General features: G+C 72.5%; 18 protein-coding genes. 5 read left to right on the top strand and 13 right to left on the bottom strand.

The window, feature by feature from the left end:
• Positions 1–81: 81 nt before the first annotated feature.
• Together GA0070616_RS24455 and GA0070616_RS24450 are read right to left on the bottom strand one after the other, a co-directional pair.
• On the bottom strand, positions 82–495 hold the full coding sequence (locus GA0070616_RS24455) for an SgcJ/EcaC family oxidoreductase (protein WP_217628278.1): 414 nt from the start codon (positions 493–495) through the stop codon (positions 82–84).
• Positions 496–559: 64 nt separating this feature from the next.
• The gene (locus tag GA0070616_RS24450) at positions 560–5,842 is read right to left on the bottom strand and encodes a type I polyketide synthase (RefSeq protein WP_342672289.1); all 5,283 of its coding nucleotides are present in this window, start codon (positions 5,840–5,842) and stop codon (positions 560–562) included.
• A gap of 290 nt (positions 5,843–6,132) precedes the next feature.
• Between GA0070616_RS24450 and GA0070616_RS24445 the strand changes: the two genes are divergently transcribed.
• A complete protein-coding gene (locus GA0070616_RS24445) occupies positions 6,133–7,803 on the top strand; it encodes a (2,3-dihydroxybenzoyl)adenylate synthase (RefSeq protein ID WP_091087914.1) in 1,671 nt (556 codons plus the stop codon).
• 59 nt (positions 7,804–7,862) lie between these two features.
• On the opposite strand, the gene GA0070616_RS24440 is transcribed toward GA0070616_RS24445, so the two are convergent.
• From GA0070616_RS24440 to GA0070616_RS24420, 5 genes are all read right to left on the bottom strand, one after another.
• Positions 7,863–8,597, bottom strand: coding sequence for a class I SAM-dependent methyltransferase (locus GA0070616_RS24440; RefSeq protein ID WP_091087911.1), 735 nt, complete (start codon positions 8,595–8,597; stop codon positions 7,863–7,865).
• A 1-nt stretch (position 8,598) separates the two neighbouring features.
• Positions 8,599–10,761, bottom strand: coding sequence for a glycosyltransferase family 39 protein (locus tag GA0070616_RS24435; protein WP_091087908.1), 2,163 nt, complete (start codon positions 10,759–10,761; stop codon positions 8,599–8,601).
• Positions 10,762–10,840: 79 nt separating this feature from the next.
• Positions 10,841–11,749 (bottom strand): NAD-dependent epimerase/dehydratase family protein, encoded by a 909-nt coding sequence (locus GA0070616_RS24430; RefSeq protein ID WP_217628232.1) that lies wholly within the window; start codon positions 11,747–11,749, stop codon positions 10,841–10,843.
• Positions 11,746–12,459 (bottom strand): sugar phosphate nucleotidyltransferase, encoded by a 714-nt coding sequence (locus GA0070616_RS24425; RefSeq protein ID WP_091087903.1) that lies wholly within the window; start codon positions 12,457–12,459, stop codon positions 11,746–11,748. Before GA0070616_RS24425 ends, GA0070616_RS24430 begins: the two co-directional genes overlap by 4 nt.
• Before the next feature lie 12 nt (positions 12,460–12,471).
• On the bottom strand, positions 12,472–13,467 hold the full coding sequence (locus GA0070616_RS24420) for an SDR family NAD(P)-dependent oxidoreductase (RefSeq protein ID WP_091087900.1): 996 nt from the start codon (positions 13,465–13,467) through the stop codon (positions 12,472–12,474).
• Between the two features lie 325 nt (positions 13,468–13,792).
• On the opposite strand from GA0070616_RS24420, the gene GA0070616_RS24415 reads away from it, so the two are divergent.
• The 3 genes from GA0070616_RS24415 to GA0070616_RS24405 all read left to right on the top strand — a co-directional run bounded on the left by GA0070616_RS24415 (position 13,793) and on the right by GA0070616_RS24405 (position 17,434).
• Positions 13,793–15,046: a cytochrome P450 family protein gene (locus tag GA0070616_RS24415; RefSeq protein WP_091087895.1), complete on the top strand. Its 1,254-nt coding sequence runs from the start codon at positions 13,793–13,795 to the stop codon at positions 15,044–15,046.
• 119 nt (positions 15,047–15,165) lie between these two features.
• Complete coding sequence (locus tag GA0070616_RS24410; RefSeq protein WP_091087891.1) at positions 15,166–16,035, top strand: alpha/beta fold hydrolase; 870 nt, start codon at positions 15,166–15,168, stop codon at positions 16,033–16,035.
• A gap of 127 nt (positions 16,036–16,162) precedes the next feature.
• Positions 16,163–17,434: a cytochrome P450 gene (locus tag GA0070616_RS24405; protein ID WP_091087887.1), complete on the top strand. Its 1,272-nt coding sequence runs from the start codon at positions 16,163–16,165 to the stop codon at positions 17,432–17,434.
• A gap of 65 nt (positions 17,435–17,499) precedes the next feature.
• Here GA0070616_RS24405 and GA0070616_RS24400 read toward each other — a convergent pair whose 3' ends face one another.
• From GA0070616_RS24400 to GA0070616_RS24390, 3 genes are all read right to left on the bottom strand, one after another.
• Complete coding sequence (locus tag GA0070616_RS24400; protein WP_091087885.1) at positions 17,500–17,790, bottom strand: DUF1905 domain-containing protein; 291 nt, start codon at positions 17,788–17,790, stop codon at positions 17,500–17,502.
• 73 nt (positions 17,791–17,863) lie between these two features.
• Complete coding sequence (locus tag GA0070616_RS24395) at positions 17,864–19,375, bottom strand: MFS transporter (RefSeq protein WP_217628231.1); 1,512 nt, start codon at positions 19,373–19,375, stop codon at positions 17,864–17,866.
• A 270-nt stretch (positions 19,376–19,645) separates the two neighbouring features.
• A complete protein-coding gene (locus GA0070616_RS24390; RefSeq protein WP_091091523.1) occupies positions 19,646–20,032 on the bottom strand; it encodes a VOC family protein in 387 nt (128 codons plus the stop codon).
• Between the two features lie 37 nt (positions 20,033–20,069).
• Between GA0070616_RS24390 and GA0070616_RS24385 the strand changes: the two genes are divergently transcribed.
• Entirely contained in the window at positions 20,070–20,711 is a 642-nt protein-coding gene (locus GA0070616_RS24385; RefSeq protein WP_091087881.1) for a TetR/AcrR family transcriptional regulator, read from the top strand.
• A 99-nt stretch (positions 20,712–20,810) separates the two neighbouring features.
• On the opposite strand, the gene GA0070616_RS24380 is transcribed toward GA0070616_RS24385, so the two are convergent.
• The 3 genes from GA0070616_RS24380 to GA0070616_RS24370 form a co-directional block, all read right to left on the bottom strand.
• Positions 20,811–22,256 carry an MFS transporter gene (locus GA0070616_RS24380; RefSeq protein WP_091087877.1) on the bottom strand — a complete coding sequence of 482 codons (1,446 nt, stop codon included), beginning with the start codon at positions 22,254–22,256 and terminating at the stop codon, positions 20,811–20,813.
• A 212-nt stretch (positions 22,257–22,468) separates the two neighbouring features.
• Positions 22,469–23,395: a ChbG/HpnK family deacetylase gene (locus GA0070616_RS24375; protein WP_175440193.1), complete on the bottom strand. Its 927-nt coding sequence runs from the start codon at positions 23,393–23,395 to the stop codon at positions 22,469–22,471.
• Positions 23,392–24,603: a bifunctional glycosyltransferase family 2/GtrA family protein gene (locus tag GA0070616_RS24370; RefSeq protein ID WP_091087870.1), complete on the bottom strand. Its 1,212-nt coding sequence runs from the start codon at positions 24,601–24,603 to the stop codon at positions 23,392–23,394. The genes GA0070616_RS24375 and GA0070616_RS24370 overlap by 4 nt, the downstream gene beginning before the upstream one ends.
• Positions 24,604–24,843 lie beyond the last annotated feature (240 nt).

Here is a 24,843-nt window from a genome sequence, read left to right as displayed (position 1 = left end):
CCGGGATCGAGGGGTCACCGCGAGGATGGCACACCGACGTCCGTGGGGGTCGCCGCCGCAGGGCGGCGACCCCCGCCGTCGTCAGTTCAGCGGACTGTTCTGGTACGCAGCCAGCTGCCACTCGCCCTGCCGCTTGACGGCCAGCCAGGACGCCCGCACGCCGCGCTCCGGCGCCACCTCGGTCTCCCCCGGTGCCATGACGCCGCCCTGGGTGAGCAGCAACGCGATGTCCGCGCCGAGAAAGCGGACGTCGAACGGCTGCCCGGTGACCCGGGTGCCCTGGTAGGGGCCGGCGAAGGCACCGGTCATGAAGGCCTGGATCTCCTGGCGGCCCCGGCAGTACACACCCGGCAGGATCATCGTGCCGTCCTCGGTGAAGACGCGGGCGAAGGCATCGGCGTCTTGTCCGGCCCACGCCGTGACGATGCGCTGCGTCAGCCCGGCGACCGCGGCCTTGTCCGCGTCGGTCACCGCCGGCTCGGTCTGCTCGGTCATGGTCATCGGTTCGGTCCTTCCGTCCTGTCCGCCCCCGGCGGTCGGGGTGCGGTCTCGCGGTGTGTCATGCGGCCTCGACGCGCGGCCGCAGGCTGTCGTGGACGTGCTCGGAGAGCGCGGCCACGGTCGGTCGGGCCCAGAGGATCGTCGGGGGCAGGTCCAGGCCGTAGCGTCGCTGCAGGCGCACCCGCAGCGCGACCGTCATGACCGAGTCCACGCCGAGTTCCACCAGCGGACGCTTCAGTTCCACGTCCGTCGGGTCGAGGTTCAGCTCGGTGGCCACCTGTTCGCGGACGTCGGCGGTGACCGCCTCCCGCGCGGCCTCCTCGTCGAGCCCGTCGACGTCGAGCGTGAAGCCCTGCCCGACACCGGCCGTGGTGGCCTCGTCGGGTGCGGTGAGCTCGCGGAACATCGGCAGCCGCGGGATCTGCGGCGGCGTCGGCAGCACCCGCAGGATGGCCTGGTAGCTCGCCTTGAAACGGTCGCCGAACGCCCAGGCCCGGAACGCCTCCGCCACGGAGACCGCCTCCAGGCCGCGGGAGTTGGCCTCCACCATCGTCGTCGAGATGTTCTCCGACAGACCCAGGCCCCGCCAGGACGTCCAGCCGAGGCTGACGGTGTCGGTGTGGCCACCGACGTTGCGGTGCGCCGCCAGGGCGTCGAGGAACGAGTTGGCCGCCGCGTAGCTGGTCTGCCCGGACAGCCGGGCGAACTGGCCACACGAGGAGAACAGCACGAAGAAGTCCAGGCTGCCGGGCGGGAACAGGCGGTGCAGCACCAGCGCCCCGGTGACCTTCGGAGCCAGCACCTCGCGCAGCCCCGCCAGGTCCACCTTGTCCACCAGGTCGTCGTTGACCACACCGGCGGCGTGCACGATGCCCCGGATCGGCGGCAGCCCGACCGCGCCCGGCGCCAGCGTCGCGGCGACCGCCTCGGGGTCGGTGATGTCCAGCGCGACGACGCTGACGGTCACCCCGAGCGCCTCGATGGCGAGCACGCTGTCGATCTGGCGGCGCACCTTCGGATCGCCCACGGAGTCCCACTCCGCGCGGGGCGGCAGCCCTCGCCGGCCGGTGAGCAGCAGCCGCCGCGCACCCCGGTCGACCAGCCACCGGGCGACCTCGAGGCCGAGCGCGCCGAGACCACCGGTGACGAGCACGGTGCCGGACGGCGAGCACTGCAACGGGGTCCCGTCGGCGCTGCGCTCGATCGGGGTCAGCCGGGCCACCTCAGCGCCGTGCGCGGTCAGCGACACGACGTCCTCGGCCCCGGCCGGGCCGGTCAGCACGGGCAGCAGCCGGGCGGCGAGGTCGGCCTCGACGACGTCGGTGTCGACCAGGCCACCCCACAGCTCCGGATGCTCACCGGCCACGATGCGGGCGATGCCCCACAGCGGCGCGAACGCCAGCGACTCCTCGCGGCCGGCGGCGCGTACCCCGCGGGTCAGGCACCACACCCGCTGCGCGGCGCCCCCACCGGGAGCCTGTGCCGCCTCCTCGATGAGCCGCTGCACGGTACGCACCAACATCCACGCCGCCCGTTCCGTGGCCCGCTCCAGCGGCTCGCCGTCACGCGGGGCGGACGGCACCACGAGGACGGTGCCGGCCCGGCCGAGCGCCTCCGGCGGCAGCGCCGGGCTCCAGTCGTCCCCGGACGGCTCCGAGGCGACCCGCAGGCAGCGCACCCCGGCCTCGTCGAACTGCGCCGCCAGCAGGCCCGTGGCCTCCGGGTCACCGACGAGAACGACCTGGCCGAGTTCGGCACCGGCGGTGGTCGGCGCGAGCGGACGCCAGGCGACCTCGTGCACCAGGTCGCGCGGCAGCACGGCGGTGCCCAGGTGGTCGACGGCCGCGAAGCGCAAACCGGTGACCTCGCAGACGATCCGGCCGTCCTCACCGGCCACCTGCACGTCCACCGAGTCCGACGGGGATCGCGGCGAACGCCGGCTGTGCACGTAGATGCGGGCCGGCGGCTCCCCGTGGAAGGCCACCCGGTCGATGGACTTCGACATCCACAGCACGGAGGCGTCGGGCGGGGCCACCACCACGGCGCTGATGGTCAGGGCACCGTCGATGACGTGCGCCCAGCTGCTCGCCCGGGTCGCGGGGGCGGGCTCGATGGTCAGGACGGCGAGTTGCTCGTCGTCGTCACGGCGGAACTCGTCGAGGTCCCACGGGAAGGCGTAGCCCTCCACGCCCATGCCCCGGAACAGCTCGTCCACCCAGCTCCAGGAACCCTCGCCCAGGCGGGCCCGCAGGGCCTCGACGTCGACCCGCCCGGTCGGCTGCGGCACGCCCAGCTCGATCCCGGCGGTGGTGTGGGTGATCCACTCGTCGGCGTCGTCGGAGGTGGAGGTGTCGGTGACCCGGGTCGCCAGGGAGAGCAGCCGGTCCTCGCGGACGATCTGCACCACCCGGGGCGGCTGCACGGCCAGCGGCGTGCGCAGCACGATGTCGGTCAGCGCCGGACGCTGTTCCTGCCCACCGGCCGCCTCGACGAAGGTGTTGATGATGGACGCCGCCGGGGTGACCTCCACCCCGACCAGGCCGTGGCTCTGCGGGTAGGGGCGGGTGTCCATGTCGAGGCGGGTCTGCCACACCTCGCGGGCGGGAGTGCCGCTGACGGTGCGCCGGCCGCCCAGCAGGCTGTGCCGGCTGGGGTCGTGACCCCCACCGAGGCCCGCCTCGGGCGCGTCCTCGGGGAAGATCCAGTACGGCCGGTGCTGCCAGGCCGCACCCGGCAGGGCCACCAGCGCACCGTCGGGGTTGCCGCGCGACCAGTCGACGGTCGCGCCGTGGCAGTACCCGACCGCCAGGTTGCCCAGCAGGGTGTCGACCTCGTCGGTCCCGCGCCGCAGCGTGCCGACGGCCTTGGCGTCCTCGATGTCGAGGTGGTCCAGGGTCTCGCCGACGGAGTGCGTCACCACGGGGTGGGAGGACACCTCGATGAACAGCCGGTGACCGTCCTCGACGGCAGCCTGCACCGCCTCGGCGAAGCGCACCGGTCGACGCAGGTTCGCCGCCCAGTAGTCGCTGTCGCGCGGTGCCGACGACCGCGGGTCGTCCAGGGCCGTGCTGTACAGCGGCACCGACGGCGGTCGCGGTGCCAGCGCGCGGGCGGCCTCGGCCACCTCGTCGACGACCTCGTCGACGTGCCAGCTGTGGAACGCGATCTCGGTGTCGACGGGCCGCAGGTCCAGGCCGTCGGCACGCCACGCGGCGACGACCTCGTCGAGCGCCTCCCGGTCGCCGGAGATCACCGTGGAGTGCGGGCTGGCGGAGATCGCCGCCTCGACGCCCGTCCGCCCGGCCAGCCGCCGGTGTGCCTCCTCGAACGGCACGGACGCCATGGCCATGCCGCCGCGTCCCTCCAGCCGCTGCAGGGCGGCGGCCCGCCGGCAGGCGAACCGCGCCGCCGCCAGCAGGTCCAGGGAGCCCGCCGCCACCGCGGCGGCGATCTCACCCACCGAGTGTCCGACGACCGCGGCCGGTTCGACGCCCCGGCTGCGCCACGACGCGGCCAGGGCCACCTGCACCGCGAAGGTCAGCGCCTGCACGTGCGCCGCGGTCCACGGGCCGCCCGCCAGGATCGCCTCCCGGGGGGTCCAGCCGAGTTCCTCGCGGAACACGTCGGCCAGCTCGTCGATCGTCGCGGCGAACGCGGCATCCTCGGCCAGCAGGCCGCGCCCCATGCCGGGCCACTGGGCGCCGTGCCCGGAGAACACCCACACCACCCCACCCTGGTGCCCGGCCACGACCCGCGCCGAGGCGATCCCCGGCCCGGTCCGGCCGTCGGCCAGGGTGCGCAGCCGCTCGGCGAGCTGGGCGGTCGAGTCCGCGACCACGGCGGCCCGCTGGGTCAGGTGCGAACGACGTCGGGCCAGGGTGTGCCCGACCGAGCCGAGGTCGGCGTCGGGGTGGGCGTCCAGCCAGTCGGCCACCGCGCCGGCCATCCCGCGCAGCCCCGCCTCCGACATCGCCGAGACGGGGAACACCGCGCGGGTGCCCGCCGCCGTCGCGGCGGCCGGCTTCTCCGCCGCCCGCTCGGGGCTCTCCTCGATGACGAGGTGGGCGATGGTCCCACCGACGCCGTAGCTGGAGATGCCGGCACGCCGGGCCCGGCCGTTGACCGGCCAGGGCGTCGGCCGGTCGACCAGTCGCAGGCCGGAGCCGTCCCAGTCGAAGTCCGGGTTCGGTTCGCTGTGCAGGCTCGGCGGGATCTGCTCGTGCCGCAGGGCCAGCACCGTCTTGATCAGGCCGGTGATGCCCGAGCCGCCCTCGACGTGGCCGACGTTCGGCTTGACGGACCCGACCAGGCAGGGTTGCTCGGCGGGCCGGCCGGGGCCGAAGACCTTGATCAGGGCTTCGAGTTCCTTGCCGTCACCCGTCGGGGTGCCCGTACCGTGGGCCTCCACGTAGTCGACCGTGCCCGGCGCCACGCCGATGCGGCCGTACGCCTGGCGCAGCATGTGCTCCTGGGCCTCGGCGTTGGGCGCCATCATGCCGTCGGATCGGCCGTCCTGGGAGACGACGCTGCCGAGGATCACGGCGAGCACCGGGTCGCCGTCGCGGCGGGCGTCGGCGAGGAGCTTCAGCACCACCACGCCCGCGCCCTCGCCCCGGCCGTAGCCGTCGGCGTCCTTGTCGAAGGCCTTGCTGCGGCCGTCGGGGGACATCGCGCCCGCGGCGTCGAGGGCGACGTTGAGGGCGGGCGTGGCCATGATGTTGAGGCCACCGACGATGGCCAGCGGTGTCTCCCCGGTACGCAGTGCCTGGCTGGCCAGGTGCAGCGCGGTCAGCGAGCCGGCGCAGGCGGTGTCCACCGCCATGCTGGGCCCACGCAGGTCCAGGAAGTACGACACCCGGTTGGCGATGCCGTAGTAGGTGGTGCCGTTGACCGCGTACGCCCCAGTACGCGGGATGTCCTCCAGGAGGCGGCGACCATAGTCGTTGGAGTTGGCCGCCACGTAGACACCGGCGTCGGTGCCGCCCAGCGACATCGGCGGGATCCCCGCGTCGGTCAGTGCCTCCCAGGCCAGCTCCAGCATGAACCGCTGCTGCGGATCCAGGAAGTCCGCCTCACGGGGCGATATGCCGAAGAAGTCCGCGTCGAATCCCTCGATGTCATCGAGGAACGCGCCGCGAAGGGTCGTCTCCCGCATGATGGCCGTGGCCTGCGGGCTACTCGCGGCGTACGGCTTCCAGCGCTTCTCCGGCATCTCCCCGACGGCCGTTCGACCGGCGAGCAGAAATTCCCAGAACTTCTGTGGAGAGTCGAGGTCTGGGGCGAATCTGCAACTCATCCCAATGATGGCTACGGCGTCTTCGGATGCTGCGTTCTCACTCAAGTCCCCGCACCCTCTTCGATTCACGGAACGGACACGAATACGGTCTCTGGCCACGGTGTCGCTCGCGCCTTTCGGCGGATTCGGCGAGAAGCTCACCCGAAGCGGGTCGACCATTAAGCGACAGTTTCTGTCCGCGTGGGAGGTCGCCTCAACTCTTGGCGTGCGGCGTGCCCGGATGGCGCTGAGCAGTGCGCAATCGGCGAGACGACCGGCGTGGGAAGTGTCCATAGGCTGCCGGGAAGAACGACCCTCGCGGGGGTCGCCAGAACCAGCGCCGCAAGGAGCGACCGATGGCAGAGACAGCGGTGAAGCCGAGTCGACGCGGGACCGTCGCGTGGCCGGGCGAACTCGCCGCCCGGTACGTGGCTCGCGGCTACTGGGAGGGGCGCTCACTGGGCCAGCACCTCGCCGACGCCGCCCGCCGGACCCCCGACGCGGTGTGCCTCGTCGACGGGTCGACCCGCATGACGTACCGGGAGTTGCTGGCCCGCGCCGACGGCGCGGCCACCCGGCTGGCCGCGCTGGGGCTGCGCCCCGACGACCGGGTCGTGGTGCAGCTGCCGAACCGGTGGGAGCACGTGGTGACGACGGTGGCGTGCCTGCGCCTCGGCGTCCTGCCCGTCTGGGCGCTGCCCCAGCACCGGGAGCGCGAACTCAGCGGCCTGGTCGCGCACACGCAGGCCCGCGCCGTCGTGGTGCCCGACGTGTACCGGGACTTCGACCACCAGGCGATGGCCCACCGGATCGTCGCCGAGAGCCCGTACGCCGCGCACGTCGTGGTGGCCGGGGACGACGTACGGCCGGGCAGCCTGAGCCTGGCGGAGCTGTGCGCGCCCGCGGCTGATCCGGGCACCTCGGCGGCCGAGCTGGACGCCGCCGCGCCCAGCGGTGACGCCGTCGCCATGCTGATCCTCTCCGGCGGGACGACGGGGGTGCCGAAGCTCATCCCCCGCACCCACAACGACCTGACGTACATGGTCAAGCGGGCCGTGCAGCTGTGCCGGTTCGGGCCCGACAGCAGGTACCTGGCGGTCCTTCCCCTGGGTCACGGCTTCCCCAACACCGGCCCCGGGGTGCTGGGCACCCTGCTCGCCGGCGGCCGGGTGGTGGTCGCCCCGTCGACCACGCCGGAGGTGGCCCTGGGCCTGATCGAGCGGGAGGAGGTCACCGCCACATCGGTGGTTCCCGCGATCGTGCAACGCTGGCTGCGGCACCTGGAGGAGTACCCGGGCACGGACGTCGGTTCGCTGCGGCTGCTCCAGGTGGGCGCGGCCCGGCTCGACCCGGCCGTGGCAGGTCTGATCGGGCCGGCCTTCGGCTGCACCCTGCAGCAGGTCTTCGGGATGGCCGAGGGGCTGCTCTGCATGACCCGACTCGACGATCCGCCCGAGGTGGTGCACCACACCCAGGGGCGGCCCGTCTGCCCGGACGACGAGATCCGCATCGTCGACGAGCGCGGCGTGCCGGTTCCGGTGGGGCAGCCGGGCGTGCTGCTCACCCAGGGCCCCTACACCCTGCGCGGCTACTACGACACCCCGGAACACGACCGGCACGTGTTCGTCGACGGCTGGTACCGCACCGGGGACGTGGTCCGCCGTACGCCGGAGGGCAACCTCGTGGTGGTCGGCCGGGAGAAGGACGTGGTGAACCGGGGCGGCGAGAAGATCCACGCCGAGGAGATCGAGAACGTCGCGCGAGGGCTCGACGACGTCGAGCAGGCCGCGGCCGTGGCGATGCCCGACCCTGAGCTCGGCGAGCGGGTGTGCCTGGTCGTGGTGCTCCGGCCGGGTGGCGCCGTGGCGCTCGCCGACGTGCGGTCGGCGATGCTGGCTGCCGGGATGGCCCGGTTCAAGCTGCCCGAGCGGCTGGTGGAGGTCGACGAGCTGCCGGTCACGCCGCTGGGCAAGGTCGACAAGAAGGCGCTGCGCGCGTACGTCGCCGCGACGGCGGCGGCTGCCTGACGTCCGGTCCGGGCGACGACGGTGCCCGGCCCCCCGAGCGGGGGCCGGGCACCGTCGCGTCAGAGCCCTGGCCCCGGCGACGCAGGGGGCCCGGTGGCGGGCCGGTGGGCCCGCAGGATCAGGGAGACGCCGGGCAGCGAACCCAACGGCAGGTGCCGCTCGGCGACCAGGATCCCCCGCAGCGCCGCGTTGACCAGGGCGGGCGGCGGGTCGTCGATGTCGCTGCCGGTGGACCGCCGCCGGTACGCGGCGATCAGCGGCCGCAGCAGCACGTTCCAGCTCCACACCCGGTCGACGACCAGGCCCGACCCGGCGACGACCCGGGTCAGGCCGGCCCGGTCGTAGCGGCGGACGTGGTGCACCGCCTCGTCGTGGGCGGACCACAGCCGCATGTCGGCGGGGACGGTGACCAGGGCGACGCCGCCGGGGCGGAGCACCCGGTGGATCTCCGCCGCTGCGACGTCGTCCTCCTTGATGTGCTCCAGCACCTCGAAGGCGGTCACCAGGTCGAAGGTGCCGTCCTCCCAGGGCAGGTCCCGGGCGTCGGCGTGGACGGCATCCAGGCCCCGCTCACGGGCGATCGTCACGGCGGTCTCGTTGAGGTCCGCGGCCACCGCCCGCCAGCCATGGTCGCGCAGGACGCGGCTGTTGCCACCGCCGGCAGCCCCGATGTCGAGGGCCCGCCCCGGCGCGCCGAGGCGACGCAGCTCCCGGGCGAGGATGCTGCGCTTCTCCCGGAACCACCAGTGGCGGTCCTCGACGTCGGTCAGCCGGCGGATCTCCGTGGACCGCATGTCACTGCCCGCACCGGTAGAGGGCGGCGTCGGCGAAGCTGGGGATCAGCAACGGCGTGCCCGGTTCGTAGGAGGTGCCGCCGTACTCCGCCGGGTCGACGACCTGGCAGTTGCGTTGCACCCACGGCACCCGCTGCTGCTGCACCTCGCCTCCCATCCCGGCGATCCCACCCAGCCGGCGATCGCCCGGCGCGGCCGACAGCACGTACCTGAGCTTGCCCTGCGCCACCCAGCGCTGGAGCTGGTCGACCGACGGCGCGTCGTCGGCGCCCAGGTAGCCACCCATGCCGATCACCGTGGCCTCGCTGTTGATGATGAACGCCGCGGCAGCCAGCCCGCCGCCCTCGACGGCCAGGGCGATGTCCGCGTCGCCGGAGTTGCGTACCGCGTAGTCGAGGATGGCCCGCTTCTCGTCGGTGAGGTCGGGGCCGCCGAGGCCGCCCACCCGCGGCGGGCCCTTCGGCAGGTCGTCCAGGTCGGGCAGCTCCATGCCCGGCGGGAACGGCATCTCCGGCGGTGCCTCCATCCCGGGGGGCAGGGGCGCGCCGGGCGGCATCGCCATGCCCGGCGGCATGGCGGGGAACGACGCGTCCGGCGCGAGTTCACCGCGCAGCAGCGCGTTGAAGGCGTCGTTCGGCGGGCCGGCCGAGGGGAAACCACCGTTGGTGCCGTGCTCGACGGCGGTGCCCACCGACCACACCGTCGGGGTCAACAGCATCGCCGCCACCCCGAGTGCCAGCGCCGGACGGGCCAGGGCACCTCCCTGCCCGCCCCGGCGGGCCAGCGCGAGACCCACCACCGCCACGGCCGCCGCGGGCAGCACCACCCAGCGGGTCCAGCCGTGCCACGAGGCGTCCCGGGAGGACAGCTCGACGGCCCAGGCGGCGGTGAGGACGATCGCCAGCGGCAGCAGCGTCCACCGCAGGTCGGGGGCCTGCCGGTACCACCGCCACAGCACGGCGAGGCCGGCCGCCGACACCGCGGCGACCGCCGGGCCCAGCAGCGTCGTGTAGTACGGGTGCCAGATGCCCTGCACGAAGCTGAAGACGAGGATCGTGACGAGCATCCAGGAGCCCCACACCAGCCAGCCGTTGCGCTCCAGCCGGTCGCCGGGCAGTCGGTGCCACAGCCGGCGGTACCCGGCCGCGCCCACGGCGGCCAGCACGAGCAGGCTGAACGGCAGCAGCCAGGAGATCTGGCCGCCCACCTCGGGGATGAACATCCGGTTGAGGTGGGGGATGCCGCCGCCCATGCCGACCATGCTGAGGGCCACGTTGATGCCCGAGCCGTTGTACTCCTGACCGAAGTCGAAGATCTTGCCGAAGCCGTTGTAGCCGAAGATCACCTGCATGGCCAGGCCGTTGGTGCTCGCGCCCATGTAGGGGCGTTCGCCCGGCCACAGGTCGTGCAGCGCCGGCCACCAGAACGAGGAGACCGTCAGCACCCCGCCCGCGGCCAGCAGGTCGGTGATCCGCCGCCGCACCGGGGTGGTGCTGCCCAGCAGGTACGCCAACGCGAAGCCCGGCACCACGAGCCACGCCTCCATCCACTTGGTCAGGAAGCCGCAGCCGATCAGGAACGCCGTCGACATCAGCCACCACGTGCGGCTGCGGTCCACGTCGACGTGCACCGCGCGGGTGAACGTGTACGCGGCCGCGACCAGCAGCAGCACCAGCAGCGCGTCGGTGTTGTTGTCCCGGTTGATGGCGACGGTGATCGGGGTGACGGCCAGGATCAACGCCGCGAGCAGCGCCACCCGCTCCCCCGCCCAGATCCGCACCGCGCGGTGCAGCAGGAAGACCGCGAGCACCCCCTCGATCACCTGCGGCAGCAGCAGGGCCCAACTGTGGAAGCCGAACACCAGCACGGACAGGGCCTGGGGCCACAGGCTCATCGGCGGTTTGTCGGTGGACACCACGCCGTACGGGTCGAACGCGCCAAACAGGAAGTTGGTCGGGCTGGTGGTCATGGACTTGACCGCGGCGGAGTAGTACGAGTTGCCGTAGTCGCTGACCCCGATGTCCCACACGTACAGCAGACCGGCCAGCAGGCAGACGCCGGCGAGCGCGAGCCGGGCCGGCCACCCGCCCCGCTGCGGGGGTGCCGGTGTCGGTTCCCCGGCTGGCGCGGCGGCCAGTGGCGGGTCGTGCGTCACGGAAGTCATGGGTGGTCCTCTCCATCGGTGTCGGGGTACGCCCCGCCGCGGGGTCGTCGGTGCTCAGGCGGCGGGTCGGGGGCGGCCGTCACGTCGCGTGCCGCCACAGGTCGGTGAGGGTGGTCCGCAGGTCGGTGGCGGGCCGCCAGCCCAGCACCCGGACCGCCGCGCCGATGTCGGCCCGCAGCCACGGCACCGCCGCCGACCGGGCCGATCCGCCGCCGTCGTGGCGCACCTCGCCGCGGTAGCCGCTCACGTCGAGCATGGTGTCGACCAACTCCCGGACGGTCGTGGCCCGGCCGCTGCCCACATTGAGCACGGGCTCGACCAGTGCGGGCGCCCGTGTGGCCGCGACCACCGCCGCCGCCACGTCGCGCACGTCGACGAAGTCCCGCACGGCGGTGACCCCACCGATGCGTACGGGTCCACCGTGGTCGCGGGCACGCCTGATCTGGGCGACCAGCGTCCCCGACAGGCTGTCCGTGGGGGCTCCGGGGCCGACCGGGTTGGTCACCCGCAGCACCACCGCGTCGAGCCCGAAGCGGGCCGCCGCGCCGACGATGCGGGTACCGGCGAGCTTGCTGCGCGCGTAGCAGCCCACAGGGCGCACCGGGTCGCCCTCCCGGGCCGAGCTGCCCGGCTCCACCGGCCCGTACTCGGCGGCGGAGCCGAGGTGCACCAGCCGAGCGGGTACGCCGGCACGGGCCGCCGCCGCGACCAGGGTCGCCGGCAGTGCGACGTTACCGGCCGCCAGGGCCGCAACGTCGGCCCCGGTGGTGCCGGCGCAGTTGACGAGCACCACCGGGGTGCGTTCGGCGGCGAGCAACGCGGTCAGGTCGGCACCGGTGGACGGCTTCACGTCGAGGCACGCGTGCCGGTCGGAGTCGGGCAGGGCACGCCGTCCGACCGTGGTGACCCGGGCCCCCGCGTCGGTCAGCGCCCGCCACACGTGCCGGCCGATGAAACCGCCCGCGCCGGTGAGGACGACGCGCATCATGCCCCCTTCAGCAGGTGGCCCTTGATCGAGTCGAACTCGGCGTTGGCGCGGTCGTAGTCGTCGGGGCGGCCGATGTCGAGCCAGTAGCCGTCGAAGGCGTACTCGACGGGCGGCGTGCCGCGGGCCAGCAGGTCCAGCACCAGGTCGTCGAAGCCGAAGGGCACACCCACGGTGTACGGCTGCAACGTGGACCGGCTCAGGCCGTAGATGCCCATGCTGACCTGGTAGTCGATGGTGGGCTTCTCGACGAAGTGCACGATCCTGCTCTCGGCGGTGGACAGCACACCGAAGTCGATGCGGACCTCGCGGCGGTAGGTGGCCACGGTCAGCGGGGCACCGTTGCCGCTGTGGCGGCGCAGCACGTCGGCGTAGTCGATGTCGGTGAGGACGTCGCCGTTCATCACCAGGAAGTGCTCGGGCAGCCGGTCGAGCGTGCCACGCACCGGGCCCATGGTGCCCAGCGGTTCCTCCTCGGTCACGTACTCGATCGTCAGGTTCCAGCGGCTGCCGTCGCCGACGAAGGCGCGGATGAGATGCCCCAGGTAGCCGATGGCCAGCGTCACGCCGGAGAAGCCCTGCTGGGCGAGCTGGCTCAGCACGATCTCCAGGATGGAGAACTCGTCGCCGATCGGCACCAGCGGCTTGGGCAGCCGACTGGTGTATGGCCGCAGCCGGATGCCCTTGCCGCCGGCCAGGATCACCGCGTGCATGACCCTCACCCCCTACCGGTCGTAGCGTCCGGGCCGGTATCCGGCCAGGTTCGCGGGGTCACGGAACCAGTCGACGGTGCGCCGCAGCCCGGCCTCCCGGTCCACCCGGGGCCGCCAGCCGGTGCGGTCGCGCAGCTTCGTGGCGTCGCACACCAGGCGCATCACCTCGGAGTCCTTCGGCCGGATGCGGCGCGGGTCGCCCACCACCGTCGCGTCGACGCCGGTCAGGCGTACCAGGTCGGTGGCGAGCTGTCCGATCGACACCTCGTCGCCCGTGCCGGCGTTGAAGACCTCCCCCACGACGGCCGACGCAGGCGCGGTCCCCACGGACAGGAACGCCTCGACCGTGTCGGTGACGAAGGTGAAGTCCCGCGTCGGGTCGAGCGCGCCGAGGCTGATCTCGCGGGCGCCTGCGGCGAGCTGGGTGACGATGGTCGGGATGACGGCCCGGGCCGACTGCCGCGGGCCGTACGTGTTGAAGGGCCGCAGCGTCACCGCGGGCAGCGCGAAACTGAGGTGGTACGCCTCGACGAGCTTGTCGGCGGCCACCTTGGTGGCCGCGTACGGCGACTGCGCCTGCAACGGGTGCGACTCGGCGATGGGCACGCTGCGGGCCGTGCCGTAGGTCTCGCTCGTCGAGGTGTGCACCAGTCTGGCGCTGCCGGCCGCGCGGACGGCGTCGAGGACGTTCGCCGTGCCGATCACGTTGGTGTCCAGGTAGGACCGGGGTGCCTGGTAGGAGTACGGGATCGCGATGAGCGCCGCCAGGTGGTAGACGACCTCCGCCCCGTCCACCAGGGCCTGCACCGACTGCTGGTCCCGGATGTCGCCCGGGTGGACCTGGACCCGGGCGGTCACCTCGGCGTCGAGGTGGTCGAGCCAGCCGGCCGCGCCGAACGAGTTGTACTGCACCATCGCCCGGACCGGGTGTCCCCGTCGGACCAGCTCCTCGACGAGGTGGGAGCCGATGAAGCCTTCGGCCCCGGTGACCGCTACGAGCTCCGCCATCGCCCCTCCGTGGTGTCGCGCGGCGCGCCCAGGGGCCACGCCGCGGGTCGCGGTGCCCATACGGTGCCACGCGAGGACGTCGTGGGGCTTCTTGCGGCGTGCGGGATTCGCGGCTGTCGCGGGCCGGGCAGTCGTCCGGCAGGGATGTCCCTGAGCCGCAATCAAGAAGATGTCGAAGCGCGTACTAGGCGCTTAGCGTGGGGAACGATCGAGCCGTCCGGCGCGGTGCCGACATATTCCGAACGACGCTGAATTGGCGGACGCCGACGTTTTCTGCTCGATTTTCAGGCCAATCCTAACGGACCCCTGTTGGAGGTCATGTCCCATGACAAACGGAGTCTGCCCGTACCGTCTCGATCCCGAGGGCGCCGACACCCACGGGGAAACGAAGCGCCTGCGTGAGCAGGGCCCCATCGCCCGCGTCGAACTGCAGGACGGTGTCCTCGCCTGGTCGGTGCACGACTACGCGGTCGCCAAGCAGATGATGGGCGACGAGCGTTTCTCGAAGAACCCGCGCCGCAACTGGCCGGCCTACATCAACGGCGAGATCTCGAACGGCTGGCCGCTGATCACCTGGGTCGCCATGGACACGATGGCCACCCAGGACGGTGTCGACCACGCCCGGCTGCGCAAGCTGCTGCTCAAGGCGTTCACCGAGCGCCGGGTCGAGGCCATGAAGCCGCACATCGAGAAGACCGTCACCGAACTGCTCGACCGGATGGCGGAGGCGGCGGCCGCCGCTCCCGACGGGGTCATCGACCTCAAGGGCTGGTTCCACGCGGAGCTGCCGACCCGGCTGATGTGCGACCTGTTCGGCGTGCCGGACTCCATGCGCGGCGACGTGCTGGAGGGCGGGCACAAGAACATCGACACCCGGATCTCCGCCGAGGTGGCCGAGGCCAACCTGCACCAGTGGCAGGGGGCCATCTCCGGGCTGGTGGAGTACAAGCGCAACAACCCGGGCGACGACCTCACCACCGGCATGATCGCCGCCAAGGACGAGGACGGCTCCCGGCTGAGCGACTCCGAGATGATCGGCACCCTGCACCTGCTGCTGGGCGCGGGCTCGGAGACGCTGGTCAACGCCCTCGCCCACTCCTCGCTGTTCCTGCTCAACGACCCGGAGCTGCGGGCGAAGGTGATCAGCGGTGAGATCCCCTGGGAGAACATCTGGGAGGAGACGCTGCGGGTCGAGTCGCCCGTGGCGCACCTGCCCTTCCGGTACGCCACCGAGGACTTCGACATCGGTGGGGTGCACATCGCCAAGGGCGACGCGATCCTGGTCGACTTCGCCGGCATCGGTCGGGACCCGGCGATCCACGGAGACACCGCCGACGACTTCGACCCGCTGCGCGAGGACAAGACCCACCTGTCGTTCGGGCACGGCGTCCACTACTGCCTGGGTGCCCGGCTGGCCAAGCACGCGTGGATGATCGGTATCCCCGCGCTGTTCGCCCGCTACCCGGAGATGCAGCTCGCGGTGCGCCGCGACGAGCTGGTGGGCCAGGGCAGCTTCGTGGTCAACGGGCACGCCCAGCTGCCCGTCCGCCTCTACAACAAGGTCCCGGCCGCCGCCTGACGGCAGGCCCGGGCAGTCGGCGCGGCTCCCGTCGGTGACCGGCCCCTGCGGGGGTCGCGCCGGCGGGGCCCCGCCGCACGGCAGGCACCGGGCCACCACCGAAGCGAAGGAGACACGTCATGGTAGACACCGCAGCGGCGGAGGACCACGGAGTCGCACCCGACGGCCTGCCGCTCACCGACGACTACGCCGGCCCGCGCGACCTGCCCGTCGAGACCGTGGTCTCGGCGGACGGGACCGTCATCGCGTACGAGAAGTCGGGCAGCGGGCCGCCCGTCGTGGTCATCGGCGGCGGCCTGAACGACCGCGCCATGTTCACGCCATTCGCGCAGCTCATGTCCGAGCACTTCACCGTCTACAACTACGACCGGCGGGGGCGCGGCGACAGCGAGTACGGCGACCCGGAGCGGTTCACCATGGACCGCGAGGTCGAGGACCTGGCCGCCGTCATCGCGGTCACGGGTGAGCCGACCGCCGTGTTCGCCAACTGCACCGGCGGCATGATCGCCATCTACGCCGCCGCGCACGGCGTGCCGATGTCGAAGCTCGGCCTCTACGAGCCGCCCTACAACTCGCCGAAGGCCACCCCGGCGCAGATCGCGCAGCTGAAGCAGTTCATCGAGGAGGACCGGCGCGAGGAGGCGGTGACGCTGTTCGCCAGGGACATGGTCCGCTTCATCACGGAGGAGACCCTGGAGAACTTCAAGCAGCACCCGGCCTGGCAGGCGTTCAAGTCGATGGCGCCCTCGGCCCTCTACGACGCGGTGATCAGCGTGGACCACAACGCGATCCCGCACGGGCTGCTGCCGAAGGTCGAGGTACCCACCCTCATCCTGAGCGGCTGCGACAGCTCCGCCGCCATCCAGGCCGCGTGCGTGACCCTTTCGCAGGAGATCCCGAACGCCCGCCTGATCCGCCTGGAGGGCGAGGGGCACCTGTTCAACCAGAAGGTGGGGGCGCCGCTGATGGCGGAGTTCTTCGCCAACTGAGCCGCGGCGCGGACGTACGGCGGTGACGGCGTCGACGACGACGCCGTCACCGCCGTGCCGGCTCTGCCCGGCATCCGCCAGGACATGCCTTCCCGCAGGGACGATCCGGAGGACAGGTGCGTAGCTGATGAATTCCCCGAACGACACCGACGTCGACGCCGCACCGACGGCACCGGCGGGCGGCTGCCCGATGGCGCTGTCCCGGGGCCGGGTCGGTCTCGACGTCACCACCGAGGTCAGCCAACTTCGCGACGACGGTCGGCTCGGCCGGGTGACGACCGCGTTCGGCCAGGAGGCCATGCTGATCACCCGGTACGACGAGGTGCGCGCCCAACTGGCCGACACCCACGTCTTCCACGTGGGTAGCGTCCCGCCGCCGCAGGTGCTGGTGGACGGCGGGTTCGACACCGAGAGCGTGCGCAGGCGACGGACCGTCGGCAATCTGATCATGCTGGATCCGCCCGACCACACGCGGCTGCGCCGGATGGTCGCCGCGTGGTTCACCACCCGGCGCGTCGAGCGTCTGCGCCCTCGCGTGGTGGAGATCATCACCGCGGCGCTCGACGAGATGGAGCGCAACGGCCCGCCGGTCGACCTCGTGTCCATGTTCGCCAAGACCGTGCCGGTCACGGTGATCTGCGAGCTGATCGGGGTGCCGGAGGAACTGCGCGAGCGGTTCCGGAGCCGGGCCACCCGGGCGGCCACCTCGTCGGCGGTCTCCACGCCGCTGGAGGAACTGCGCCGCCTCGGCGAGGCGGGCTGGGTGTCGCACGAGCTTGTCGCGCACCACCGGGCGAACCCGAGCGACGACATCATCGGCATGCTGCTGCGCGAGCACGGTGCGGACGGCCATGCCAACGGCATCACCGACGACGAGCTGGTCGGCCTGGCCAACGCGCTGCTCATCGCGGGGCACGAGACCACCACCCAGATGCTGTCGCTGGGCACCCTCGCCCTGCTACGCCATCCCGACCAGCTGGCCCTGATGCGCGACGACCCCACCGTCGTGGCGGGGGCCGTCGAGGAGCTGCTGCGCTACGTCGGGGTGCTGCACGGAGGGTTCATCCGGGTCGCCACCCGGGACACGACCCTCGGCGAACACGAGATCCGCGCCGGGGACCTCGTCGTGCCCGCGCTGGCCGCCGCGAACCGTGACCCGCAGCTGCTGCCCGACGGTGACCGGCTCGACATCACCCGCCCCCCGACGAGCCACGTGGCCTTCGGGCACGGCGTGCACTTCTGCATCGGGGCGCCCCTGGCCCGGATGGAGCTGCGCGAGGCGTTCCCGGCCCTGCTGCGCCGGTTCCCGGGGCTGCGCCTCGCGGTCCCGGAGTCCGAGTTGGAGTTCACCCAGGGCACCACCGTCTACGCTCTGCGAAGCCTTCCCGTGACCTGGTGATCCCCGGTACGACGAAACGGCGGTCCCGCCCCCCGAGGGGTGGGACCGCCGTCTGCCGTACAGCCTCAGCTGAGCCGCTGCTGCAGGTGCACCGTCACCTCGTCGCCCTTGTCCTTGCCCACGGCCTTCTTCAGCGCGGCCTTGATCGGCAGCCAGTGCGGGCCCTCGCCGGAGGGCATCAGGGTGGCGGTGAAGGGGTGACCGTCGATGGTGCCGCCGACCTTCACGGGCCGGCGGGTGCCGAAGAGCTCCGCGGAGCCCGGCACCGTCAGGAAGGTGGCGAAAGCGCCATCCGTCTCGATCTGTGACGTGAAGGTGGTGTCCATCTCCTGGACCGGCTTGTCGGTAGCAGGCATGTCATTGCCCTCCTGGTTCTGTCTGGGTGGGTATCGATGGTTGCGCAGGCGCCCGCTCGGAGGGCGACAGGGGTCAGTGCGCCGCCTTCTCGAGCATCTCGGCGGTCGGGTCCCGCAGCTCCGTGCTGACCCGCTCGAACAGGGCCAGGATGAGGACACCGCCGAAGAGCATCAGGCCGGCGCCGACCCGGAAGGCCAGGGCGTACCCGGCGGTGACGGCGACCTCGGGGGCGACGCCGTTCATCATCTCGTCGCCGGCATGACGCAGCGCGAGAGTCACCAGCACGGCAAGGCCGAGCGCGCTGCCGACCTGCTGCATCGTGGTCTGCACGCCGGAGGCCAGGCCGGAGTCCTGGACGGTGACGCCGTGCAGGGCGGCGTTGGTGGCGGCCGGCATGGTGGCGCCGGCGAACAGGCCGAACACGATCATCCCCGGCAGGAGCCCGGTCAGGTACGCGGAGTCGGTGTCGATCATGCTGGTCAGGAAGAGGCCCACCCCGGCGCCGATGAAGCCGAGCGCCGCGACCAGCTTGACCCCCAGCTTGGGCGTCAGCGCGGTGCCCAGGCCGATGCCCGCCCCGATGGCGAACCCGAGGGGAAGCCATGCCAGACCGCTCTTGAGCGGCGAGTAGCCGAGCACGTGCTGTTCGTACAGGGTCAGCATGAAGGTGTACGAGATGAACGCCGCCATGTAGAACAGCGAGGCGACGTTGATCACCGAGCGGGTGCGGTTGGCGAAGAAGTTGAGCGGGATGAGCGGGTTCTTCGCCCGACGCTCGATGATGAGCATCGCCAGCAGCAGGGCGACGCCGACGAGCAGCGGCACGACCACGCTCGCCGATCCCCAGGGGTTCTCGGCGGCCTGCAGGAGGCCGTACACGATGGCGACGAGACCCGAGGTGGAGGTGACCGCGCCGGCCACGTCGAGCGTCTCGCCCTTCTGCCGGACCATCTTGCTCTCCGCCACCAGGCGCGGCAGGAGCAGGAACACCACGAGGGCGACCGGCAGGTTGATGTAGAAGATCCAGCGCCAGGAGGCGAGGTCGGTCAGCAGGCCGGAGATGACGTAGCCGAGGGTGCCGCCCAGCGCCACCAGGCCGCCCCAGATGCCGAGGGCCTTCGTGCGCTCCTTCGGGTCGGTGAACAGCAGGGCGATCATGCCGAGGGACGCCGGCGCGGCGAGCGCCTCGGCGATGCCCTGGCCGAACCGGCCGGCGACCATCATCGACTGGTTGACAGCCGCACCGCAGACGGCGGAGGAGATCGCGAAGATGACCACGCCGGCCAGCAGGAGCCGGCGCCGGCCGAAGAAGTCGGCCAGCCGCCCGCCGAGCAGCAGCAGGCCCCCCGCCATCAGCACGTAACCGTTGACCACCCAGGCCAGCCCGGACTCGGAGAAGCCCAGCGAGTCCTGGATGCGGGGCAACGCCACGTTGACGATGGTCATGTCCAGCAGGATCATGAACTGCAGACCGCACAGCAGGGTGAGGGCCCACCAACGCCGGGGATCCGGCTCGGGCCGTGGGGCGTCCGCCCGAGGGCCCCCGGCACCCTCCGAGGCCCTACTCGAGTTCACCGTGGACACGCTCAAACTCCTTGATCGTCAGTTACACATGATCGACACGACACGTCGCCGGTCGACGGGAGGGACAGCACCCTCGGACAGGGCCGGGGCACGCGAGCAGCGCGGTGCCCGGCACCGTGTGGGGCCGCGCGGAGCAGGGTTGGTGACACGCGGCGGCACGGCGGACCGGCCAGCCGCACGGACGGAGACGCCACCGGAACGACCGACGGGAACGGCGGCCCGGCGTGGGTCACGCCGGGCCGCGTGGTCACCGTCGGGTGGCCGGCCACGTCACGGACTCATCAGGCCGACGACATTGCCGTCGGGGTCGGCGAAGGCGGCGATTCGACCGCGGCCGGGAATGGCCTGCGGATCCATTCGACGGGTGCCGCCGAGCTTCTCCGCCTGCACGAGCGCGGCCTCGACGTCGGGAACCGGGAAATAGGTCACGATGCCGGTGTACGGAGCATCGGGACCGGCCTGGCCGATACCGCCCATGGGCTCCCCGTTCGCGCCACCCACCAGCGAGTACGTCTCGTCCAGCACGTGTACCGTCCAGCCGAACAATTCCTTGTAGAAAGCTCGCGTTCGCTCGGCATCCGGGGTGGAGATATCAAACCAGCCCGGCGCGAGGTAGTTTGCCGTCGGCGTGGTGTCTACACTGTTCACATCTGCCATGTTCACACCGTATACGCGCTGAGGGGGCTCCGCAACCGTGCTCGGTGAAACACGCCGGTACCACCACGGCGACCTTCGCACCGCCCTGGTCGAGGCCGGGCTCAGGCTGGCCCGCTCCGGCGGCGCGGACGCTCTGGGCCTGCGTGGCGTCACCAGGTCCGTCGGCGTCACGCCGAACGCCGCCTACCGTCACTTCGCCGACCGGCAGGCCCTGGTGCTGGCGGTCGCCGTCGAGGCACAGGGTCTGCTCGCCCGCGCCATGCTCGACCGCATCGGCGTCATCGAGCCCGACGCCGAGCCCGGGGAGCAGGCGCTGGAACGGCTGCGCGCCGTGGGGCTGGGCTACATCCACTTCGCGCTGTCCGAGCCGGGCTGGTTCGAGCTGGCGATCCTGACCAAGGACGAGCCCGGCGAGGAGGCCGCCTCGGTACGGATCGCCGACGCGGTGCCCCCGCCGTACCAACTCCTGCTCGACGTGCTCAACGGGCTCGTCGAGGCCGGCGTGCTGTCCCCCGAGCGACGCGCGCACGCCGAGTGGGCGTGCTGGTCGGCGGTGCACGGCTTCGCCGACCTGGTCACCCGGGGGCCGCTGCACGGACAGGACCGGGACGTGATCGACAAGCTCGCCGCCCACGTGGTCGACACCATCATCGCCGGGATCCGCGCCGGCGCCGACTGAACCCTACCGCCCCGGTGGGACGGCCGGGGCCGGCGCGGCGACGCCCCGCCCCCCGACCGGTCCCGTGCCCGCGCCGGCCGGCGCGGGCACGGGGTCGCCTCAGCCGATCATCTCCCGCTGCGGGGACGGCGCTGCCGCCGACGTCCCCCCGGAGCGGCGCAGCAGCGCGACCGCCAGCACCAGCCCCAGCAGCGCGAGCACCGCACAGGTGAGGAAGCCAGCCCGCAGGGCGTCGGTCATGGCCGCCGGGTCCGGTCCGGTGGTCCGCGCGGCGATCACCGTCGACACGATGGCGACGCCCACCGCGCCGCCGATCTGGAAGGCCGCGGTGTTGAACCCGGAGGCCAGGCCGGCGTCGGCCGGCTCGACGCGCGACAGCGCCGCCGCCGAGGTGGCGACCGTGCCGGCCCCGAGGCCGAGGCCGAAGACGAACAGCGCGCCGGCGACGTCCCGAACGTACTGGCCGTCGGGTGACACCCGGGTCAGCAGGAGACTGCCCACCGCCAGGAACAGCACGCTCACGATCGTCACCGGCCGGAAGCCCCGCCGGGTCACCAGCGCCTGGGCCACGTACGCCCCGACGAACGCCATGATCGGCATGATGGCCTGGCGCAGCCCGAACTCCAGGGGCGAGTAGCCGAGCACCTGCTGGGCGTACAGCGAGATGCTGACCGACATGCCGAAGGCCACCATGCCGATGGCCACCGTCACGAGGTTGCCGCCGACCAACGCGTTGTTACGGAAGATCCGCAACGGCACCAGCGGCGCCGCCGACCTGCTCTCGATGACCACGAAGATGACCGTCAGCACCACCGCCGCCAGGAACAGGCCGACGGTGCGCACACTCGTCCAGCCCACCGCGGGGGCCTCCACCACCGCGTAGACCAGCAGGACCAGCGCGGCCGTGCTGGTCACGGCGCCCGCCACGTCGTAGACGCGGCGCATCCCGTCGGCCCGGCTCTCGGCGAGCAGGACCGGGCTCAGCGCCAGCATCAGCAGCGTCAGCGGCACGTTGATGTAGAAGACCCACTGCCAGCCGAGGCTCTCGGTCAGGGTGCCTCCGATGAGCAGGCCGATGGTGGCGCCGATGCCCGCGATGCCCGCCCAGCCGGCGAGCGCCTTGTTGCGCTCCCGGCCCTCCGGGAAGGTGGTGGTCAGGATCGACAGCGCGGTGGGCGCCACCAGCGCCGCCGCCACGCCGTGCAGGGCACGGGCGGCCAACAGCACCTCGGTGTTCCAGGCGAGGCCGGACAGCAGCGACACCACCAGGTACAGGGCAGTGCCGATCATGAAGGTACGACGGCGGCCGAGCAGGTCGGCGACCCGGCCGCCGAGCAGCAGCAGGCCGCCGAAGGTCAGCAGGTTCGCGCTGAGCACCCACTGGGCGCTCGCGGCGGACATCCCGAGTTCCCTGCTGATCGACGGAAGCGCCAGGATCACCGCCTGGGCGTCGAGAATGACGAGGAAGTTGGCGATGCACAGCAGCACCAGCGCCTTCCAACGACGCGGGTCGAGCTGTGGGACAGTGCCCTGTCTGAGGTCCATCTGCGCTCCTTCGGCGGGTGTGCGGGAGCCGCCGCGAGCGTGCGGGGGCACGGTTCGGTGACGGCATGCGGGAGAGGTTTCCGGCGGCGGCGGGAGGAGAGCGCGCCATGCCGGTGAGGAGTGGCGTCGGTGTCACGCCGACGTTCGGCGCGGCCCCTGCCACCTGCGGCGCGGCACCCGCCGCGCCCGTCGACAACCTATCAGCTCATCGATCATTCTCTTTTCTTCGAAGATGCTCGCCGGCCTGCGGGGACGTCGGCGGTGGCGGTGGCGGTGGCGGCGGCGGTGGCGACGGCGGTGGCGACGGCGGTCAGCTCGGCGAACCCGCCGAGTCGCAGGTCGAGCCGGCGTACCGTCTCGCGCAACCGGGGATCGGTGAGCCCGGCCAGTTCCTCGCCCCACCGGTAGCCCCAGGCGTACCGGCCCCGGTCGTCGGCGGCGGGTTCACCGGGATGACAGTTGATCTCGATGGTGGCGGCCGGACCGGCGGCCAGCCGGCCCAGCAGTTCCTCGGCGCGCTCCAGCGTCAATGCGCCCGCCTCGTCCAGGCCGCCGTACGCCCCCGTCGAGGCCAGGTGCGCGGCGGCGAGCCGGCCGGACAGGGCCCGGCTCCACCGGCGTACCCCGAAACCGATCGGCCCCCGCGCCGTGCTCGTCGGGGTCCGCACCGCGCCGGCCCCCCACCGCCGCGCGACCTGCGTGACCACCTCCGCGACGGGCGGGTAGAGATGCAGGTGCTGGTGGGTGTCCACATGGGTCAGGCTCAGGCCGAGATCGCGGACCAGCCGCTCGGCCTGCGCGTCGAACTCGCGGCGCAGGTCCGCCGGATCGACGCGCCCGAGGAGGGCGGCGCGCATGAAGGACCGCCAGCCGGGGCGGAACGCCCCGCGCCGGTCGACCAGGGTCGGGATCTCCCGCGCGGTCAGCAGCGGCGGATCCTCCCCCACCGCCGCCAGGTGTGCGCCCACCCCCAACCGGGGCCGCTCCCGCAGCCAGGCCGCCGAGCGGGCCACGGCCGGGCCGACGGCCAGCACCGAGGTGCTGGTCACCACGCCGGCGTCGTGGGCGCGCAGAATGCCCCGCGAGATCGACTCGGTCAGGCCGTAGTCGTCTGCGGTGACGATGAGCAGCCGGCTCACTGCGCAGGTCCGCCGTCGTCGCCGCGCTGGCGGTGCGGCGCGAACACCCAGTTGCGGAGCAGGGTGAACCGGACCAGGGTGGCCAGCGCGTCACCGGCGAACAGCACGGCGAGTTCGGCGGCGCGGGACAGTCCCGACCCGACGGCCAGCAGACCGGCGCTGGAGAAGACCAGGCTGAGCAGGAACGCCACCCCGGCCTCCAACTGGTGGCGTAGTGCGCCGCGGTGGCCCCGGATGCCGAAGGTCACCCGGCGGTTGGCCGCGGTGTTGAGCACGGTGGTGAGGAACAGGCCGAGGGCGTTGGCCGCCAACGGCGACATCACCGTACGGAAGGCGAGGTAGAACCCGACGTGCAGGAGCCCGCTGAGGGCGCCGACGGTGGCGAACCTGACGAACTGCTGGGCCAACCCCGGCGGCAGCTTGGCCCGCTGCAGGTGCGCCGGCAGCGGCACGGTGAACGTCCCCGTGATCCGACGCCGGGTCACCTTCACCATGCCGCGCAGCATCTCCAGCACCGTCGAGGCGATGCGTACCTTGCTGTCGGGGTCGTCGAGACAGTCGACGGGCACCTCGTGGATACGCAGGCCGTACCGCTGCGCCACGCAGAGCAGCTCGGTGTCGAAGAACCACCGGTTGTCCTGCACCACGGGCAGCAGCGCCTGCACGACCTCCCGGCGGCCGGCCTTGAACCCGCACTGCGCGTCGGAGAACCGCACCCCGAGTACGACCCGCAACAGCAGGTTGTACGTGCGCGACAGCACCGCCCGCAGCAGTGACCGCTGCACACTCGAACCCTGCCGGTGCCGGGTGCCGATGGACAGGTCGCTGTGGCCGGAGGCCAACGGGGCGATCAGCGGCAGGAAGCCGTCGAGGTCGATCGACAGGTCGGCGTCCATGTAGCTGACCACGTCGGCGTCGCTGGTCTCCCACGCCTGCCGAAGGGCCAGGCCCCGGCCGCGCTCGGCGATGCGCACAAGCCGGACGTTGGGCAGCTCCCGGGCAAGCGCCGCACCGATCTCCGGGGTCGCGTCGACGCTGCCGCTCTCGGCGATGGTGATGAGGAAGGGGTACGGAAAGTGGCGACTGAGGTAGTCGTGCAGCCGGTGGACGCTGTCGGCGAGGACCCGCTCCTCGTTGTAGACCGGGATCACGACCTCGGTCAGCAGTGTCCGGGTCAGCTGGACGGACTCTTCCGCGGTCGCGGTCATGGGCCCTGCCTCTCGCTCGGGTCTCGTTCGACCGGGAGCGGCCGACCGAACGTGTACGACCAGGGTCGGCGCAGGAGGTGGGCGGCGGCATCCTCCTCCTTGCGCCAGTGCCGACGGGGCGGTGTTGTCCGCAACCACGGAGAGGACGCCCGTCGACGGGCCCGCGACACTGGGCGACGACCGTCCGGTCCCCGTCGCGGCGGCCGACGCCGCCGGGGGCCGGTCCGCTGGTGTCCGGGG

Source organism: Micromonospora nigra, assembly GCF_900091585.1.
In the GTDB taxonomy this organism is placed as follows: Bacteria; Actinomycetota; Actinomycetes; order Mycobacteriales; family Micromonosporaceae; genus Micromonospora; species Micromonospora nigra.
Note: the sequence above shows the minus strand (reverse complement) of the source record. Positions and strands in the feature narration are given on the sequence as shown.

Coding starts and splice junctions, on each gene's coding strand:
- GA0070616_RS24455 (WP_217628278.1), bottom strand. CDS start 495: ATGACCGAGCAGACCGAGCCGGCGGTGACCGACGCGGACAAGGCCGCG.
- GA0070616_RS24445 (WP_091087914.1), top strand. CDS start 6,133: ATGGCAGAGACAGCGGTGAAGCCGAGTCGACGCGGGACCGTCGCGTGG.
- GA0070616_RS24440 (WP_091087911.1), bottom strand. CDS start 8,597: ATGCGGTCCACGGAGATCCGCCGGCTGACCGACGTCGAGGACCGCCAC.
- GA0070616_RS24435 (WP_091087908.1), bottom strand. CDS start 10,761: ATGACTTCCGTGACGCACGACCCGCCACTGGCCGCCGCGCCAGCCGGG.
- GA0070616_RS24430 (WP_217628232.1), bottom strand. CDS start 11,749: ATGATGCGCGTCGTCCTCACCGGCGCGGGCGGTTTCATCGGCCGGCAC.
- GA0070616_RS24425 (WP_091087903.1), bottom strand. CDS start 12,459: ATGCACGCGGTGATCCTGGCCGGCGGCAAGGGCATCCGGCTGCGGCCA.
- GA0070616_RS24420 (WP_091087900.1), bottom strand. CDS start 13,467: ATGGCGGAGCTCGTAGCGGTCACCGGGGCCGAAGGCTTCATCGGCTCC.
- GA0070616_RS24415 (WP_091087895.1), top strand. CDS start 13,793: ATGACAAACGGAGTCTGCCCGTACCGTCTCGATCCCGAGGGCGCCGAC.
- GA0070616_RS24410 (WP_091087891.1), top strand. CDS start 15,166: ATGGTAGACACCGCAGCGGCGGAGGACCACGGAGTCGCACCCGACGGC.
- GA0070616_RS24405 (WP_091087887.1), top strand. CDS start 16,163: ATGAATTCCCCGAACGACACCGACGTCGACGCCGCACCGACGGCACCG.
- GA0070616_RS24400 (WP_091087885.1), bottom strand. CDS start 17,790: ATGCCTGCTACCGACAAGCCGGTCCAGGAGATGGACACCACCTTCACG.
- GA0070616_RS24390 (WP_091091523.1), bottom strand. CDS start 20,032: ATGGCAGATGTGAACAGTGTAGACACCACGCCGACGGCAAACTACCTC.
- GA0070616_RS24380 (WP_091087877.1), bottom strand. CDS start 22,256: ATGGACCTCAGACAGGGCACTGTCCCACAGCTCGACCCGCGTCGTTGG.
- GA0070616_RS24370 (WP_091087870.1), bottom strand. CDS start 24,603: ATGACCGCGACCGCGGAAGAGTCCGTCCAGCTGACCCGGACACTGCTG.